Source organism: Nitrosomonas sp. Is37, from assembly GCF_033063275.1.
In the GTDB taxonomy this organism is placed as follows: Bacteria; Pseudomonadota; Gammaproteobacteria; order Burkholderiales; family Nitrosomonadaceae; genus Nitrosomonas.
The window spans coordinates 41,291-58,763 of sequence record NZ_JAWJYP010000018.1; the positions used below are offsets into that span (position 1 = coordinate 41,291).

At 41.7% G+C, this 17,473-nt stretch carries 13 protein-coding genes; 4 read left to right on the forward strand and 9 right to left on the reverse strand.

The features are described from left to right. Positions 1-3: 3 nt before the first annotated feature. From atpA to dnaA, 9 genes are all read right to left on the reverse strand, one after another. Positions 4-1,545: a F0F1 ATP synthase subunit alpha gene (gene atpA, locus R2Q26_RS09775; protein ID WP_317536097.1), complete on the reverse strand. Its 1,542-nt coding sequence runs from the start codon at positions 1,543-1,545 to the stop codon at positions 4-6. 11 nt (positions 1,546-1,556) lie between these two features. Beyond that, positions 1,557-2,093 carry a F0F1 ATP synthase subunit delta gene (locus R2Q26_RS09780; protein ID WP_317536098.1) on the reverse strand — a complete coding sequence of 179 codons (537 nt, stop codon included), beginning with the start codon at positions 2,091-2,093 and terminating at the stop codon, positions 1,557-1,559. Next, entirely contained in the window at positions 2,093-2,566 is a 474-nt protein-coding gene (locus tag R2Q26_RS09785) for a F0F1 ATP synthase subunit B (RefSeq protein WP_317536099.1), read from the reverse strand. The genes R2Q26_RS09780 and R2Q26_RS09785 overlap by 1 nt, the downstream gene beginning before the upstream one ends. A gap of 39 nt (positions 2,567-2,605) precedes the next feature. Continuing rightward, a complete protein-coding gene (gene atpE, locus R2Q26_RS09790; protein WP_046848906.1) occupies positions 2,606-2,878 on the reverse strand; it encodes a F0F1 ATP synthase subunit C in 273 nt (90 codons plus the stop codon). Positions 2,879-2,927: 49 nt separating this feature from the next. Next, a complete protein-coding gene (gene atpB / locus R2Q26_RS09795; RefSeq protein ID WP_317536100.1) occupies positions 2,928-3,737 on the reverse strand; it encodes a F0F1 ATP synthase subunit A in 810 nt (269 codons plus the stop codon). A 27-nt stretch (positions 3,738-3,764) separates the two neighbouring features. Beyond that, complete coding sequence (locus R2Q26_RS09800) at positions 3,765-4,148, reverse strand: ATP synthase subunit I (protein ID WP_317536101.1); 384 nt, start codon at positions 4,146-4,148, stop codon at positions 3,765-3,767. 191 nt (positions 4,149-4,339) lie between these two features. Next, positions 4,340-6,751 carry a DNA topoisomerase (ATP-hydrolyzing) subunit B gene (gene gyrB / locus R2Q26_RS09805; protein WP_317536102.1) on the reverse strand — a complete coding sequence of 804 codons (2,412 nt, stop codon included), beginning with the start codon at positions 6,749-6,751 and terminating at the stop codon, positions 4,340-4,342. 76 nt (positions 6,752-6,827) lie between these two features. Then, positions 6,828-7,949 carry a DNA polymerase III subunit beta gene (dnaN, locus tag R2Q26_RS09810; protein WP_317536103.1) on the reverse strand — a complete coding sequence of 374 codons (1,122 nt, stop codon included), beginning with the start codon at positions 7,947-7,949 and terminating at the stop codon, positions 6,828-6,830. A gap of 206 nt (positions 7,950-8,155) precedes the next feature. Then, positions 8,156-9,526, reverse strand: coding sequence for a chromosomal replication initiator protein DnaA (dnaA, locus tag R2Q26_RS09815; RefSeq protein ID WP_317536104.1), 1,371 nt, complete (start codon positions 9,524-9,526; stop codon positions 8,156-8,158). Positions 9,527-9,892: 366 nt separating this feature from the next. Between dnaA and R2Q26_RS09820 the strand changes: the two genes are divergently transcribed. From R2Q26_RS09820 to R2Q26_RS09835, 4 genes are read left to right on the forward strand one after another with little or no spacing between them, the layout of a single operon-like run. Beyond that, complete coding sequence (locus R2Q26_RS09820; RefSeq protein ID WP_317536105.1) at positions 9,893-11,170, forward strand: ABC transporter ATP-binding protein; 1,278 nt, start codon at positions 9,893-9,895, stop codon at positions 11,168-11,170. Then, positions 11,157-13,022: a class I SAM-dependent methyltransferase gene (locus R2Q26_RS09825; RefSeq protein WP_317536106.1), complete on the forward strand. Its 1,866-nt coding sequence runs from the start codon at positions 11,157-11,159 to the stop codon at positions 13,020-13,022. The genes R2Q26_RS09820 and R2Q26_RS09825 overlap by 14 nt, the downstream gene beginning before the upstream one ends. Before the next feature lie 59 nt (positions 13,023-13,081). Then, positions 13,082-14,860 (forward strand): PIG-L family deacetylase, encoded by a 1,779-nt coding sequence (locus R2Q26_RS09830; protein WP_317536107.1) that lies wholly within the window; start codon positions 13,082-13,084, stop codon positions 14,858-14,860. Positions 14,861-14,887: 27 nt separating this feature from the next. Continuing rightward, positions 14,888-17,473, forward strand: coding sequence for a glycosyltransferase family 4 protein (locus R2Q26_RS09835; protein WP_317536108.1), 2,586 nt, complete (start codon positions 14,888-14,890; stop codon positions 17,471-17,473).

Below are 17,473 nucleotides of genomic sequence, written 5' to 3' on the forward strand. Positions count from 1 at the left end.
CAGTTAATATGCCCCAGTTTTTTTAAATTCTTCAATTGCTGCTGATAATGCTTGCTCAGTCGCATCATCCAGATTTTTGGTTGTTTCAATCTTATCCATGATTCCAGCATGTTGACTACGCATATAGCTTCTCAAAGCAGCTTCAAATGCTAAACCTCGCTTCACTTCGACATCATCAAGATATCCCTTATTCAACGCAAAAAGTGTCAATGCCATCTCTGAAACACTCAATGTAGCAAATTGCGACTGTTTCATCAGCTCAGTCGCCATTTTTCCCCGCTCAAGTTGCTTACGTGTTGCTTCATCCAAATCCGATGCAAACTGTGCAAAAGCAGCAAGTTCACGATATTGCGCTAATGCTAATCGTATACCACCACCTAGTTTTTTAATTACTTTTGTTTGTGCTGCCCCGCCGACGCGCGATACAGAAATACCTGCATTAATAGCGGGACGGATTCCAGCATTAAATAGATCTGTTTCTAGAAATATCTGTCCATCAGTAATGGAGATAACATTGGTTGGCACAAATGCAGTTACGTCACCTGCTTGCGTTTCAATTATTGGTAACGCTGTTAACGAACCTGTTTTTCCCTTAACCGCTCCCTTTGTATTTTTTTCGACATAATCTGCACTTACCCTTGCTGCACGTTCCAATAAGCGAGAATGTAAATAAAATACGTCCCCTGGATAAGCTTCCCGACCAGGAGGTCGACGGAGCAATAACGATATTTGACGATATGCCCAAGCCTGTTTGGTCAAATCATCATATACGATGAGCGCATCTTGCCCTCTATCTCTAAAATATTCACCCATCGTGCAACCTGAATAAGGAGCTATAAATTGCATCGCGGCGGACTCAGAAGCAGATGCCACAACGACAATGGTGTACTCCATTGCGCCATGCTCCTCAAGCTTACGCACGACGTTTGCAATTGATGAGGCTTTTTGCCCAATTGCCACATAGATACAGATCATATTCTCACCTTTCTGATTAATGATTGCATCTATTGCTACAGCCGTTTTCCCGGTCTGACGGTCTCCAATGATCAATTCGCGCTGGCCTCGACCAACTGGCACCATGGAATCAATGGCCTTAAGCCCAGTTTGAACTGGTTGATCAACAGATTGCCGCCAAATGACGCCTGGTGCAATTTTTTCTATGGGCTCTGTTCCCTTAGCAGAGATAGGTCCTTTCCCATCTATGGGTTGTCCTAATGCGTTAACTACCCGTCCTAACAAACCTTCACCAACTGGTACCTCCAATATCCGTCCTGTGCATTTGACAGTATCGCCTTCAGTGAGGTGTTCATAAGCACCCAGAATAACCGCACCGACTGAATCTCTTTCTAAATTCAATGCCAAACCAAAGGTATTGCCTGGAAACTCAAGCATTTCACCTTGCATAACATCTGAAAGACCGTGAATTCGGACAATCCCATCGGTTACTGATACGATGGTGCCTTGAGTACGAACTTCGGTAGATATAGAAAGTCCTTCAATCCTATTTTTAATCAGCTCACTGATTTCTGATGGATTTAACTGCATTTTAATAACTCCTAGCTTTTGAGGGCAACAGACATGGTCTCGAGTTTACCGCGTACGGAGCTATCAATAACTTCATCGCCAATTACTATCTTTACTCCGCCTATTAACTCTGGATCTATGTTTACTTTTGCTTTAATTTTACATTTGAATTTTTTTTCAAGCACCGATACTAATTGTTCTAGTTGACCATCTGAAATAGCGTACGCAGAAATAATATTTGCCTCCAGTATTCCTTCATACTCAGATTTTAGCTGTTCATACAAGGCGCTTAATTGCGGAAGCAGTTCTAAACGATTATTTTCAATCAGTAAAGTAACTAAATTTTTTCCTTCATTATCGAGCTTATTTTCACAAACCTCTAAAATTATTTCAGCTAATTTGCCGGTTGGTACACCCGGATCTGCTACAAGTGCTCGTATTTGCTCTACTGATGTTGTCTCAATAAGAGCATTTAGCATATCCGACCAAGACGATAATGCATTCTTTTCCTTTGCTAATTTAAATACTGCTTCAGCATAAGGTCTAGCAATTGTTATTTCCTCAGCCATTACTTCAACTCTTTTTGAATAGATGCAAGTAGATCGGCATGGACTTTGGCATTCACCTCACGCCGCAATATTTTTGTTGCCCCTGCTAATGCTAAATCGGCAATTTGTTGACGCAAAGCTTCTTTTGCCCTAAACATTTCATGCTCGATTTCAGCTTTAGCAGCTGTCAATATTCGATCCCCTTCTATCTTTGCATTTTCCTTGGCTTCTTCAACAATCTCCGTTGCTCGCTTCTCAGATTGTGCAATAATTTCTGTAGCGCGTTGCTTGGCTTCTTTCAATACTTCTGAAGATCTTTGACTTGCAAGCTCTAACTCTTTTTTGCCACGCTCACCAGCAGCCAAGCCATCTGCAATTTGCTTTTGACGCTCTTCAATTGCTCGCAACAAAGGTGGCCATACAAATTTGACCGTAAACCATACAAATATCGAAAAGGCTACTGCTTGAGATATGAGAGTGAAATTAATATTCATAGCCAGCTTCGTGTAAGTTTTATTAATTGCAAATAAATATTATTGAATTACCGCTAATAAGGGGTTACCGAAAGCAAATAGCATGGCCAAGCCAACGGCAATAATGAATGATGCGTCAGTCAATCCTAATAACAAGAAAACTTTACCTTGTAAAGTTGGAATCATTTCTGGTTGGCGTGCGGCACCCTCAAGAAAGCGACTACACATAACACCCACACCAATACATGCTCCTGCTGCACCCAATCCAATCATCAAACCAATTCCGATTCCGGTATAAGCTTGTATCATTGCGAGAAATTGCAAATTTTCCATTGTTTTTTCCTTCCTTTAAAAAATTTATGTTAAAAAAACTTGTATCTATTTAATGTGATTCATGCGCCATTGATAGATAAACCACTGCAAGCATCATAAAAATAAATGCCTGGAGTGTTACTATAAGAATATGAAAAATTAACCATCCCGCACCCAGAATCACGCTAAAAAAAGAGCCTGTAACGCCAGTAGCAGCCCACATACCCAAAAGTAGAAAAATGATTTCTCCTGCGTAGATATTCCCAAAAAGCCGCAGAGAATGAGACAGTGGCTTTGATACATATTCAATAATGTTAAACAGTAAATTCAGCGGCCAAAGTATAGGATTTTTACCGAATGGCGTACAAAACAACTCATACGACCATCCCCCTAACCCCTTTACCTTAACGTTAAAGAATATCATTAAGAGCCATATTGAGAGCGCTAATGCAAAAGTGGTATTCACATCTGTAGTTGGAACAGTGCGCCAATTATGCAGCCCAAACACATGCTCATAAATCCACGCCATAATATCAATTGGCAACAAATCCATTGTATTAAGCAGCAACACCCAAACAAAAATAGTTAATGCTGCCGGTGCTATAAATGTGTGCCTATTACCATGGAATGTATTTTTTACTTGTGTATCGACAAATTCAACAAGTAATTCTACACAAGCCTGTCGTTTCGTAGGTACGCCAGGTGTTGCTCTACGTACGACTAACCACAAAACACCCATTCCCAGGACGCCGAGAATGATAGACATCAGCAATGTGTCCACATGTAATGTCCAAAACGGCTCTTCTCCTAGAGATGTAGTTAAGTTAGTGAGATGATGGTTTATATATGAGGTTGGAGTAAGCTCAAGATCTGATGCCATTATTGAATTATCTGCTATTTAATTTTGTTATTTAATATCTTTAGAATCATCATGCACAAACAAAGCCATACTAAAGATGATTACTGTTATGATAAATACCCCGATAAACGCGTTAGCATTAACTTCTTCATACACTGCAAATACTGTCCAAAGCAAAGCTATTATAACGACTATTTTTACTGCCTCTGCTCTGAGCGCTGTACGTATTGCACCACCAGCTGTATAACCCTTATGACGAGAAATTATGAGCGCATAGACTATTGAAGAAATCACACTGACCATTCCACCAAGAAATCCTGAAATAGCCTCATGCAACCCAAATACTCCCCAACATACTAGCGCTATAAATGCTGTAAATAATACTTGCCAGCGTATCACCACGTGCAGTGGTTTATTTCGTATCCAAGGCATTATTGTTCTCGCTTAGAACCGAAAATTTTTCAGCTACACGCACATTATAAAAGAGTTTGATTTTAACCCGCTTAGGCTTATCAGTCAACGCGGGCTGATTCAAAAAATATAAAAAATAAAATACCAGGTGATGATTTCAAAATGATTTGTGAAATAGATCAAGTGTTTTGTTTCATAGAGACTGAATTTCTCTATATATCAAGATTGGTTACTCGCAATGCATTTTTTTCAATGAATTCTCTACGAGGCTCTACTACATCTCCCATGAGTGTTGTAAAAATTTCATCTGTAAGAATGCTGTCTTCAATTTGTGCACGTAACAAACTACGGTTAGCAGGATCCATGGTGGTTTCCCATAATTGTTCCGGATTCATTTCTCCTAATCCTTTATAACGCTGAATATTTACTCCTTTTTTTGCTTCTTCCAACAACCAATCAAGCGCTTCTTTAAATTCTTTGACAGACTGCTTTTCCTCTCTACGCTTGACGAATGCGTTTTCCCCTATTAAACCATCAAGGACTTGTGCAGCTTTTTGAATTTGTAAGAAATCAGAACTTTGTACAAAATCATGATCCAGATAACTGATCTGAACATTACCATGATATACATGAATTATCTTAAGACGGAAATGTTCCAATACGTCATTGAATTCTGCTTCGATTTCAACATCGTGAAGTATTGAAGTTAGCCTGGCTGCACTATTCAATGCTGCTACCTCGTTACTTAAATCGATATTAGGCTGCTTAAGCAAAGCATACAAGACACCGCTATCAATAAGCCTACTCATACGCTCGATAACCGCTTCTGCCAACAAATATTCACGAGCAATATTTGCCAGAGTTTCACCAGTAAGAGGTGGTTTATTTTCATGAGCATAAAGCTCAGCATTGGTTAACGCTAAGCCAAGCATATATTGTTTTAGTTCATAATCATCTTTGACATAACGCTCCTCTTTACCATTTTTAATTTTGTAAAGTGGTGGCTGGGCGATGTAAATATGTCCACGCTCAATCAATTCAGGCATTTGCCGATAAAAGAACGTCAATAAGAGTGTGCGAATATGTGAACCATCGACATCTGCGTCAGTCATGATGATGATGCGATGATAGCGTAGTTTGTCAGGATTAAACTCATCTTTACCAATGCCCGTTCCGAGCGCAGTAATGAGTGAAATAATTTCCTGGGAAGAAATCAATTTATCAAAGCGAGATTTTTCCACATTCAGTATTTTTCCCTTAAGCGGCATGATCGCTTGAAATTTTCGATCCCGACCCTGTTTAGCAGATCCTCCAGCTGAATCACCTTCCACCAGATAAAGCTCACATAATGCTGGATCTTTTTCTTGACAATCAGCAAGCTTTCCCGGCAATCCCATACTGTCCAGTACACCCTTACGTCGAGTTAATTCACGTGCTTTTCTAGCTGCTTCACGTGCTCTGGCTGCATCGATGATTTTGTTGCAGATCATTTTTGCATCACTTGGGTGCTCAAGTAAAAATTCTGAAAGTTTTTGTGTCACGATTTCTTCCACAACAGGGCGCACTTCAGATGACACAAGTTTTTCTTTTGTTTGTGATGAAAATTTGGGTTCAAACAGCTTTACCGATAGGACACAGGTCAATCCCTCACGCATATCATCACCTGTCGTATCAACCTTAGCCTTTTTGGCCAATTCATTTTTTTCGATATAGCTATTGAGCGTGCGCGTCATCGCAGCTCGCAATCCAGTCAAGTGGGTGCCCCCATCCTTTTGAGGAATGTTATTTGTGAAACACAAAACTTGTTCAGTATAACTATCATTCCACTGCATCGAGACTTCTACCACCATATTATCTTTCATGCCATTAGCGTAAAAGATGGCAGGATGCAAGACTGTCTTTGTTCGATTGATATATTCGACAAAATTACGAATACCCCCTGCGAAAGAAAATACTTCTTCCTTATCATTACGCTGATCAATCAGTTTAATTTTGATACCATTATTCAGAAAAGAAAGCTCACGTAATCGCTTTGCGAAGATATCATAGTGAAAGGTTATATCACCGAAAATTTCCTTACTTGCCAGAAAATGGACTTCAGTTCCATGCTTTTCAGTTTCACCTATCACACTTAACGGTGAAAGCGGCACACCTTTATGAAATTCTATGTAATGAATTTTCCCTTCACGTCGAATTGTCAAACGCAACCATTCTGACAGTGCATTTACTACGGACACGCCGACGCCATGCAATCCTCCCGATACTTTGTAGGAATTGTCATCAAACTTTCCACCCGCATGTAATTCGGTCATAACGATTTCTGCCGCTGATCGTTTCAATTCATCATCCTGCTTTATTCCAGTGGGAATACCACGACCATTGTCGTGCACACTAACAGAATTGTCAGGGTGGATGATCACGATAATTTCGTCACAGTGACCAGCCAAGGCCTCGTCGATGGCATTATCGACTACTTCAAATACCATATGATGTAGCCCAGTGCCATCACTGGTATCGCCGATATACATACCAGGACGTTTACGAACAGCATCAAGCCCTTTTAGAATTTTGATGCTATCTGAATTATATTCGCGAGATTTACTGGGGTTTTTTTCGTTTATCATGCTTGATCACTTTTAGTAGTACTTGTTGAAAAAATATTTTGCCTAATAAAAATAATTTGGGGATTTTTTTCTTTTTTTACAGTCGCATCGGCATCACAACATATTTAAAATGATCATTCCCTGGAATGGTTATCAAAGTACTACTATTGGCATTTTCAAAAGCACATTGAACGCTGTCATTATTGAGATTATTCAGTACATCCAATAAATAAGTAATATTAAAACTGATATCGATAGTATCTTGGTTATAGTCAATTTCGAGATCTTCTTGGGCTTCTTCTTGTTCACTATTTTTACAAACGATACTTAACACGCCACTTGAAATAACTAGTCTTACTCCTCGAAATTTTTCACTCGCATTGGATAGGATGGCAACTCGTTGCAACCCTTGCAGAAAGCTTTGGCGATTTATACTGAATTGTTTGGTATTATTTATAGGAATCGCACGATTGAAATCTGGAAATTTTCCTTCGATAACTTTGGAAATCAATACAACATCAGAAAAGATAAAGCGTATCTTTTTTGGAAAGATTTCGATAGCAACAGGCTCATCATTATCATTAAGCAATTTTGAAAGTTCCTGCACGGTTTTCCGAGGAATGATTGTTTCTTTTCTTTCCCATTCATTTTCCAATTCAATAGAACTATAGCTAAGACGATGACTATCAGTAGCTATAACCTTCAATTGGTTGCCTTCGATTAAAAGTAATAAACCATTCAGATAATAGCGAATATCCTGCTGTGCCATAGCATATTGGACTAAGTGAAGAAGATTTTTAAAATTTTGTTGCGAGAGTCTAAGTGCGATCTCAGGAATCTCTTCCTTAGTCATTCTCGGAAAATCATCTGCAGAAAGTATTTGCAAACTGAAACGGCTTTTATCTGCATTAACCTGTAGCCGATTATCAATTTTTGATAGGGTAACTTCTGTATTGGAAGGAAAAGTACGCAAGATATCTAACATCTTTTTTGCTGAAACAGTAACAGCGGAGAATTCCTGTGCGATCACCGTTTCAGAAGCATGAAAATACGTTTCAATTTCTATTTCAAGATCAGTAGTTACAAAAATAATCTTTCCATTCTCTTTCTTGATAAGGACGTTGGAAAGTATTGGTAAAGTATGACGCCGTTCGACAATACCACTGACAGTTTGCAAAGGTTTTAGCAAAAAATCCCGGTTAGCTTTTATTAAATTCATAAAATTTAAATTTCAATAATAATATATAAAGATAAGGTAATTCTGGTATATCTTAAAAAATAAATTAAAAATCAATGATATAAATGGAATTTTTGCCTTGTATAAAATAAGAATTTTAATTGGATAATTTGTGGATAAATTTAAGAATTTAATTTTAGTTACAGTTATCCCCAAATTATTCAAATTTTATTTACAAACTATCGGCGTCAACCCCGCAGAATATGCAATAAAGCGTTAAAATCACGGCTTACAGTGGGGTCAGAAGAGCGTAATTCTGTGATTTTTCGGTGGGCATGTAATACGGTTGTATGATCTCGTCCTCCGAAGGCTTCACCGATATCAGGTAAGCTTAATTGCGTGAGTTCTTTTGCAATTGCCATAGCAATTTGCCTAGGTCTTGCCACGATGCGCGTACGTTTTTTAGAGTACATCTCAGCTACTTTGATTTTGTAGTAATCAGCAACAGTTTTTTGGATATTCTCGATGGAAATTTGTCGATTCTGGACGGCTAACAAATCTTTCAATGCCTCTTTCGCTAACTCCAAGGAGAGAGGATGACCTGTAAAACGAGAATAAGCCAGTATTCGCTTTAGAGCACCTTCCAATTCACGAACATTGGAGCGGATATGCTTAGCGACAAAAAAAGCGACATTTTCATCTAGAGCGATTTTTTCTATCGATGCCTTCTTCAATAGAATAGCCACCCGCATTTCTAACTCTGGTGGTTCAACTGCGACTGTTAAACCCCAGCCAAATCTTGATACAAGACGCTCTTCTAAACCTGATATTTCTTTTGGATAACTATCGCAAGTGATGATAACTTGTTTATGAGCTTCAACTAGTGTATTGAAAGCATAGAAAAATTCTTCTTGAGTGCGCGTTTTGCCACCAAAAAACTGAACATCATCAACAAGTAAAACGTCTAGCGAGTGATAATACAATTTGAATTTATCAAATGACTTATGTTGGTAGGCACTGACTACATCAGAAACATATTTTTCAGCATGAACGTAGCGTACTTTTGCTTCATGATCGTTTTCTAAGACATAATTACCAATAGCTTGAATTAAATGCGTTTTGCCTAACCCAACTCCACCATATATGAATAACGGGTTATAAGCGATTCCAGGACGTTCGGCAACCTGGATTGCACCAGCCCGAGCGAGTTGATTGGCTTTCCCAGTAACAAAGCTATCAAAAGTAAAATTTGGGTTAAGATGACTAGCATTTCTTTTTTTGGGTACAGGCTTAGTAGCAAGTGACTGGACAGAGTTATTGTTTACATTGCGTGAATTTTTGTCGTCAGAGATTTTTGCTTCAACTGTATTTCCAATTATTAACTGAAAGTGAATTTTCTTAGAAAAATGTTGTTGAGCCATCACCTCAATATGAGGTATAAAATTGTCTTTAACCCATTGTAGGACGAATCGATTCGGTGCAATCAATACTGGTTGATCGTCACAACTTCCAGAAATATCTAATTGTAATGGTTTAATCCAGGTATTAAATTGTTGGGCATTTAGCTCTTTCTTGAAATGCTTAAGACAAGAGTACCAGAAAGTTTCTATTGCCTGCATAAGTGGAAGATTCTAGTTAATCTGAAATTTATCTTAAACTGCAATTTTTACATGGTGTATTCTACACTGATGTATGAATATGCGTGGAAATCTCATTTCCAAAAATTCTAAAAGTGCTTGATCATTAGAACAAAGTTTGCACTTTTAAAGAGGAGGATTGATACCAAATTTTTGAGAGGCCGTCGTTTTGTAATCAACAATAGTATAATAAAGCGCTTGTGATTTAGTATTTTTCGTGTGGAAATAAGCTTATTATTTATTATAGGCGCCGTGTTTATCAATATGAAGTTACTTTTCGATTCTTGCTATTAGTGCTTATAACAGCAGCACCAAATTCCAATTTTAAAAATATATAAGGAATTGTTGATGAGCTTGGATATCGGCCAAAAATCAGCGTCCTTACAGCCTGCCGTCTCTGCACATGATCTTGGTAAATGTTATCAGCTATATGCACAACCTAAAGATCGTTTAAAGCAGTTTTTATGGCGTGGTAGACGCCAGTATTACCGGGAGTTATGGGCTCTACAGGGAATCAATCTAGAAATAATGCCGGGTGAAGTAATAGGAATTATTGGGCGCAATGGCTCAGGTAAGTCAACTTTATTACAACTCATTTGTGGCACATTGACACCAACCTGTGGCAAAGTAGAGGTAAATGGCCATTTGGCAGCCTTACTGGAACTAGGAGCTGGATTTAATCCGGAGTTTACTGGGCGTGAAAATATCTGGTTAAATGCCGCCATTCTGGGCCTAACTCAAGAAGAAATCGCAGATCGAATCGAACAAATTATCGATTTTTCAGAAATTCGGCATTTTATTGATCAACCGGTCAAAACTTATTCGAGTGGAATGTATGTGCGATTGGCGTTTTCGGTAGCAGTGAGCATTGATCCTGATATTCTGATCATTGATGAAGCATTATCAGTTGGCGATGGTTCATTTGCACGAAAATCTTTTAATCGCATCATGCAATTGAAAGAAAGTGGCAAGACGATCTTATTTTGTTCCCATTCTCTTTTCCAAATTGAGTCAATGTGTTCCCGGGCGCTTTGGATCAATCAGGGTAAGCTGATGGCAGAAGGGGATGTAAAGCATGTGGTATCTGCTTATCAGACATTTTTAGACAGAAGTGTCCTAGCTACAACCGAGCAAGCTACTGCACCTCGCGAGGAAGTTGTACCGGCTAATTCGCCCCCTACTGGTGGATATGTGAGTGGACATGCGCGTTTGGATAAAGTAGATGTTGATATCGAGGGAAAAAGTTCTTGTGACGCTATTGTTAAAAGTGGTCAATCCACGGTTAGGGTGAAAGTATCGTTTGTTTCTGATCCTGCGATTCCCTGTCCGACAGTTGCGGTTACACTGCATGCCATGGATGGACGTATGCTCACGAGTGCAGCTACTTGGGAAGATCAGGTTACATTGGAGCGTACTCATAATGGGGCTGGACAGATTAGTGCTGTTTTTGAGCGCTTGCCCTTACTCAAAGGGGAGTATTTGATCAGTGTTTATCTACTTTGCGAGCAGGGTATACATCTATATGATTCAGCAAACGGGGTGGCTACGTTGCGTATAGAACAGGAAGGAAGATTGCAGGGTTATTTTGCTGTACCGCATATCTGGAGAGTTGATGATGGAAAATAAGGAACTCCAGTTTGATCGATTGTCCCGCTTGGATCTAAACAGAGTATCTCCCAATAACAGAGCCCTTCCTTTTTCTCCCCATGGTAATAATGTCTATATAAGCTCTGATACTTCTTCTCCCTATAAGGATTTAGCTTTTCCACTTAATGTTTATGCTCATGCTTTGTTGCTTCAAGAAGGTCAAGCGGATTATTTGCATTATGGATTGTTCCAGGAAAATCAAACCGATCTTTGCGCAGCGCAGCAATATTCAACAGATTTGCTTTTGAATCGCTTGCCTTCTGCACCTTGTCGCATCCTGGAAGTGGGGATAGGTCTGGGAACAACATTTTCTTTACTTACCCAGAAAGGGTATCAGGTTAACGGCATCACGCCGGATGCTCAACAAATCACACTGATACATAAACGCTTAGGCACACAAGCACAAGTGGCTTGCCAGCGTTTGGAGGATTTTGAAGCAGCGCAAGATAGTTTTGATGTCCTTTTATTTCAGGAGTCTGCTCAATATATTGAACCATTAGTCATTTTTAACAAAGGGTTGGATTTACTACCAGAAGGCGGTAGCTTGCTCATAGTTGACGAATTTGCTTTGCGTCGAGTCGAAGCCGGTGTGGAAGGATTGCATTTGCTAAGTGATATGCTGGCATTAGCCACTCGCTTGGGATTTGAATTGGTTGAACAGCTAGATTTATCTAGAATGGCCGCACCTACACTGGATTATTTGCTTCGTGTGACGACGCTACAGCGGCAACGGTTGATGAATGATCTTTCCTTGAATGCTGAGTGTCTTGAGAAACTGGACGAATCTAACCAGCTATATCAAGAAAAATATGCGTGCGGACGATTTGGCTATGCATTACTGCACTTCAGAAAAAAACAGCAACCGCGGTGGCGTTTGCGTTTACTCGAAAAAAATCAGGTTCCTGATATGCTAACTTTATTTGAGCAAACTTTTGGTCACAGCATGACCCCTGCTATGTGGCACTGGAAATATGGTACAGGGCGAGGTCGTGCAATCGGAGTATGGCATGAGAATCAATTAATTGCTCATTATGGCGGTATCGTTCGGAAAATTTTTTATTTTGGTCAACCGCAAATAGCAGTCCAGATTGGTGATGTTATGGTCGATTCAGCAAAACGTGGCACTTTGACAAAAAAAGGCCCCTTTTTCCTGATGGCGGCTACCTTTCTGGAACGCTATATAGGCTATGGTAAGCCATATTTGCTAGGATTTGGATTTCCCAACGAACGAGCCATGAAAGTAGCAGAACGGCAGGGATTATATGTTGAAACGGGGCAAATGAGTGAGATAGAGTGGCAGCCCTTAGCCAAAACACCGCGATGGCTAACGCGATTACATGTTGTGGATAGCTCCAACGTTAATGAAGCCTGGATTGCTACGGCGATTGCTCAATGTTGGCAAAGTATGGTTGCGGATTTGCAGGAGGCGTTAGTCGGCGTGCGCGATTGGACATACTTGCGCGATCGCTATCTCAGTCATCCTCACCAGCATTACCAGATTGTATTGGTAATCAATCGATTTGGTAGGAAAGTACGCGGAGTGTTAGTGCTGCGACATAATCCAGAAGGTTGTGAAATCACCGATCTCGTTTCGCCATTAAAGGAAATTCCGTTACTAATAATACATGCAAGAAGGATAGCGGGTATGAGTGGTCATCATCGGTTAAGTTGCCAAATTACCGAAAATTTTGCTTCGTATTTTGTTGCGACAGGCGGTATTCAGCAAGCGTTACCTATTCGTATTCCAGCCAATGCCTGGAGTGCCGGTCCAGCGCTAGAGACGCTACGTAATCGCTGGTGGCTGATGAGCGGGGATATGGATTTCAGGTGAAAACAGCTTGACTGTTTTATCATCGTTTGGAGTGTTTATTCATTGAGCGAGAGAAGTTATTGGAAAATTTACTTATTCCCTATCAAGCGACGTCATTCATTCCCTGTAAAAATGTATTAGTGTTGGCACCTCATCCAGATGATGAAGTATTCGGATGTGGAGGGGCCATCATGCGCCATGTTGAACAAGGTATTCCAGTTCGTGTCGTTGTGGTTTCGGATGGTGGTTATGGCGTTCTTGCAGAGGAACATGCAAATTATACGCTTCAACGTCAGCGTGAATGTGAGGCTGCTGCCAAAATATTGGGGTATGGTAGTCTGGTTTTCTGGTCATATCGAGATCGAGAGGTCTGCTATAGTGAGAAACTGGTCCAGGAAATTTTGACTGCTATCAATGAAACAGAGGTTGATCTGATTTATGCTCCTTCTGTTTGGGAGATGCATCCAGACCATCGTGCAGTGGGAATGGCAGCAGTTGAAGCTGTACGGAGAATGGGTAAAGCGATTCAATTAGCGTTATACGAAGTGGGGATGCCGTTGCGTCCGAACTGTTTGCTGGATATCAGCGATCTTGCTGAGCGCAAGATGATGGCGATGCAATGTTTTGTTTCGCAGAATGAAAAGCAGCGCTACGATCTGGATATTGCTGCGCTTAATCGCTATCGGACTTATACGCTACCTGCTGAAGTGACTGCTGCCGAGGCTTATTTTCTGGTTGCTGCCGAAGAGTTGGCCAATGATCCGCTCAAACTTTATCAATCTGAGCACATGCGTCAGAAAGAGTTGGGATTGGCACTAGATAGCCGGGATAGACCTTTGGTCAGTGTCATCATTCGTAGCATGGATCGCCCTACCTTGCTGAAAGCTTTGGATTCAATAGCATTACAAACTTATTCGAATATCGAAATCGTTGTGGTTAATGCCAAAGGTGTTGACCATCATAAAATGGATGAATGGTGCGGACGTTTTCCTCTAAGCTTGACCAGTAACGCTGAGCGGCTGGGCCGCAGCCGAGCAGCTAATGTGGGTCTTGAAGCCGCCAAAGGGAAATATCTGATTTTTCTGGATGATGACGACTGGCTGCATCCGCAACACATTACGCGTTTGGTAGATAGGCTCCAGGAACATCCTGAGGCAGTTTTAGCCTATGCAGGGGTTGAATGCTTGCGCGGTGAACCTGCGCAGCGTACCCATGTATTTGATGCGGCGTTCTCGCGAGCGCGGCTACTCATGGAAAATTACATTCCCATTCACGCTGCTTTGTTTGTTCACCGAGCATGGGAGCAGGGTTGTCGCTTTGACGAGAGTTTTGATTTACACGAAGACTGGGATTTCTGGTTGCAACTCCTACAACTGGGTGAGTTTGTGCACTGCCCTGGCGTCAGTGCTAGCTATCGCATAGATAATATGGGTTCAGGCATTTGGAGAGATCAGCAACGTATTCAAGCGAGCGTGCAGCGAATCCTAGAAAAATGGTGGCATTGCTTGAACGCACAGGTAGTATTAGTTAATCTGCAAAGCCTTCGGGAAGACTTACACCGCAGTCGAGTAGAGCTCGATAGCTTTCATCAGCAGGCAGCGACCCAAGAGGAAGCGCTGAATCATGCACTCAGCGAATCAAAGCGCTATGCAGATGCATTACGCGAGCAGCTTAATATTAAAGAGTTGGAACTTAAGATTGCTCATGAGCACCTTCATAGTAAAGAGTTGGAGCTTAAGTCTGCTCATGAGCATCTTCATAGTAAAGAGTTAGAACTCAAGGCTGCTCATACCGAATTAGCTCTTCTTCAGCGTTTTACGCTACGTCATATCATGCGTCGTTTGCTTGGACGCCATTGAATTTTATCTTAGCCGTCGCGAGTAATAATGAATCCTTCCACTTGTTTATTTACCATAGTTTCGCGCAATTACTTGCACTTTGCTTGTACTTTAATGGAAAGTGTAGCCGAATATGCTCCATGGATGGAGCGAGTAGTCTGTCTATGTGACAGCGCTGAAGAAATCGATCCACAGGACTATAACTTCCGCTTGATGACATTGCGTGATTTGCCAATACCAGAAATCGATGCTTTTATTTTTCAGTACACCATATTAGAGCTGAACACCGCAATTAAACCATTTGTGTTCGAGTACCTGGCTCAGCGTGAACACTATCAGCAGATTTTCTATTTCGATCCTGATATTCGTGTGTATAGCTCACTCCAGCCGATGAGCGAGATTTTACAAAATTGCCAGATTTTGCTGACACCCCACCTCAGTGACTGGTTAGACGATGGCAAACACCCTAAAGAGCTTTCAATTTTGCAAAGTGGTAGTTATAACCTCGGCTACATCGGTTTGCGCAATACACCCGAAGCACTAAAGCTGATGAAGTGGTGGCAGTCGAAGATGTTGCGCGAATGCGTGGTGGATATTCCACGTGGTCTGTTCGTCGATCAGAAGTGGATGGATATGGTGCCGGGTATGTATGACGGGGTACATATTGAACGCCATCCGGGTTGGAATACTGCTTATTGGAATATCAATCACCGCACTGTATTACACGAGCAGAATGGTTACACCGTCAATGCACAGCCATTGGTGTTCTTTCATTTTTCTGGCGTGAGTCTAGATGGTAAAACCTTCAGCAAGCACCAAGATCGCTACACTTTGCAAAATCTCACACCAGCAGTGCGCGAATTGATGGAGGGCTATGTGGAAGCACTGCGGAAACATGAGGGCGCGCGCTATGGCAAGATTCCTTATGCGTTTGCCAAATTCAGTGATGGTACGCCTATTCCTGATTCTGCCCGAGTAATTTTCCGCGAGCAGCGTGATTATCTGAGTTTTAATCTGGCACAGACTGAAGGCGAGCAAGCGTTTATTGAATATCTCAATCAGCCCGCGGTGGAAATTGGCCGCAGCCACCCGCTGATTACTCGACTAGCGTACAAGCTTTATCAACAACGTTCCGACCTGAAGCTTGCTTTTCCCGATGTGTTAGGTGTCGATGCGCTGCGTTATGCCAATTGGTTTGTGAGCAACGCTACCGAGCAGGCTAAAATTGCTGAGCGTTTTGTCGAGCCCATCCGCCATCGAATGCAAGAGCAAACGGTTAATTCAACATCCGCTGGCGGTATTACAATGGCACCTCCGACCACCGTAGCAACGCCTAACCCAACTTTGCTATTACGACTAAATGCAGCCCTGTGGCGAAACCTATACCGTGTAGCATGGCGTGGACGTGGCCTATTCCGCCACTTTGTCGGATATAACATCCGCCATAAATTGCACGCTTGGTTATTACGTTCTGCTTTTGAAATCAAGACCCCTCAAACGACTCCTCATCCTGTGCGTTCAGAAGACCGCCATGGGGGCTTGAACGTGGTCGGTTATTTGTTCGCTGAAAGCGGTGTTGGGCAATCTGCTCGTTGTACGCTCATTGCTACCCAAGCTGCTAATGTAGAGATTGCAGCATTGGATTTTCGTGTTGGTAATGTCTCCCGGATGAATGCTGAGATTAAAGTACCATTAGCAGGGCAACCGCGGTTTGCGGTTAACCTCCTGCATATCAATGCTGATCAAATCCCGCTAGCATATGAGCACTTGGGATCAGAGTTTTTCCGTGGACGCTACAATATTGGATATTGGGCATGGGAGCTACCGGAGTTTCCAGAAACATGGAGTCAGGCTACACAACTACTTAATGAAGTGTGGGTACCGTCGTTTTTCTGCCAAGAGGCAATCTCAGCCAAAATCGATCGGCCGGTGCTGCGTATACCACATTGTATAGAAGCACAGCCATTGAGCAGGTTCAGGCGGGCTGATTTAGGCATGCCAGAGCATGGCTTTTTATTCGGCTTCATGTTCGATGTGCTTAGCGTAGCCGAACGTAAAAACCCGCTGACGATATTAGATAGTTTTCGCCGTGCTTTTGGCCGCAATCGACAAGATGTGCGCTTAGTACTCAAGTTAATGAATACCGGGCATAATCCCGAGTTTATGCGAGCACTGCAAGAGCGTATTGATGGTGATAACTCAGTAGTAGTGCTAGAAGCCTATTTCAACCGCGAGCAAATCAACGGCTTTCTGCAAAACCTAGATTGTTACGTTTCGCTGCACCGCTCTGAAGGCTTTGGTTTGACCTTGGCCGAATCGATGCTACTGGGTAAGCCAGTAATTGCCACCGGCTGGTCGGGTAATATGGATTTCATGACCCCATGGAATTCACTGCCCGTCCGTTACGAACTAGTTGAATTGCAACAAGACTATGGTCCTTATAAACGTGGCTGCCACTGGGCAGAGCCGTCGTCAGAACATGCGGCGGAATGTATGCAAGTGCTGTTCAACGATCCACAACTATGTGCCCGGATCGGTGCAGAGGCGCGCCGGACCATTGAGCTGGATTTTTCACCGTCAGCTGTGGGGGAGCGTATCCGCACCCGGTTAGCTAGACTGGAATCAAGTTATTAA

Coding starts and splice junctions, on each gene's coding strand:
- R2Q26_RS09780 (WP_317536098.1), bottom strand. CDS start 2,093: ATGGCTGAGGAAATAACAATTGCTAGACCTTATGCTGAAGCAGTATTT.
- R2Q26_RS09825 (WP_317536106.1), top strand. CDS start 11,157: ATGATGGAAAATAAGGAACTCCAGTTTGATCGATTGTCCCGCTTGGAT.
- dnaA (WP_317536104.1), bottom strand. CDS start 9,526: ATGCAGGCAATAGAAACTTTCTGGTACTCTTGTCTTAAGCATTTCAAG.
- dnaN (WP_317536103.1), bottom strand. CDS start 7,949: ATGAATTTAATAAAAGCTAACCGGGATTTTTTGCTAAAACCTTTGCAA.
- atpA (WP_317536097.1), bottom strand. CDS start 1,545: ATGCAGTTAAATCCATCAGAAATCAGTGAGCTGATTAAAAATAGGATT.
- R2Q26_RS09835 (WP_317536108.1), top strand. CDS start 14,888: ATGAATCCTTCCACTTGTTTATTTACCATAGTTTCGCGCAATTACTTG.
- R2Q26_RS09785 (WP_317536099.1), bottom strand. CDS start 2,566: ATGAATATTAATTTCACTCTCATATCTCAAGCAGTAGCCTTTTCGATA.
- R2Q26_RS09800 (WP_317536101.1), bottom strand. CDS start 4,148: ATGCCTTGGATACGAAATAAACCACTGCACGTGGTGATACGCTGGCAA.
- gyrB (WP_317536102.1), bottom strand. CDS start 6,751: ATGATAAACGAAAAAAACCCCAGTAAATCTCGCGAATATAATTCAGAT.
- R2Q26_RS09820 (WP_317536105.1), top strand. CDS start 9,893: ATGAGCTTGGATATCGGCCAAAAATCAGCGTCCTTACAGCCTGCCGTC.
- atpE (WP_046848906.1), bottom strand. CDS start 2,878: ATGGAAAATTTGCAATTTCTCGCAATGATACAAGCTTATACCGGAATC.
- atpB (WP_317536100.1), bottom strand. CDS start 3,737: ATGGCATCAGATCTTGAGCTTACTCCAACCTCATATATAAACCATCAT.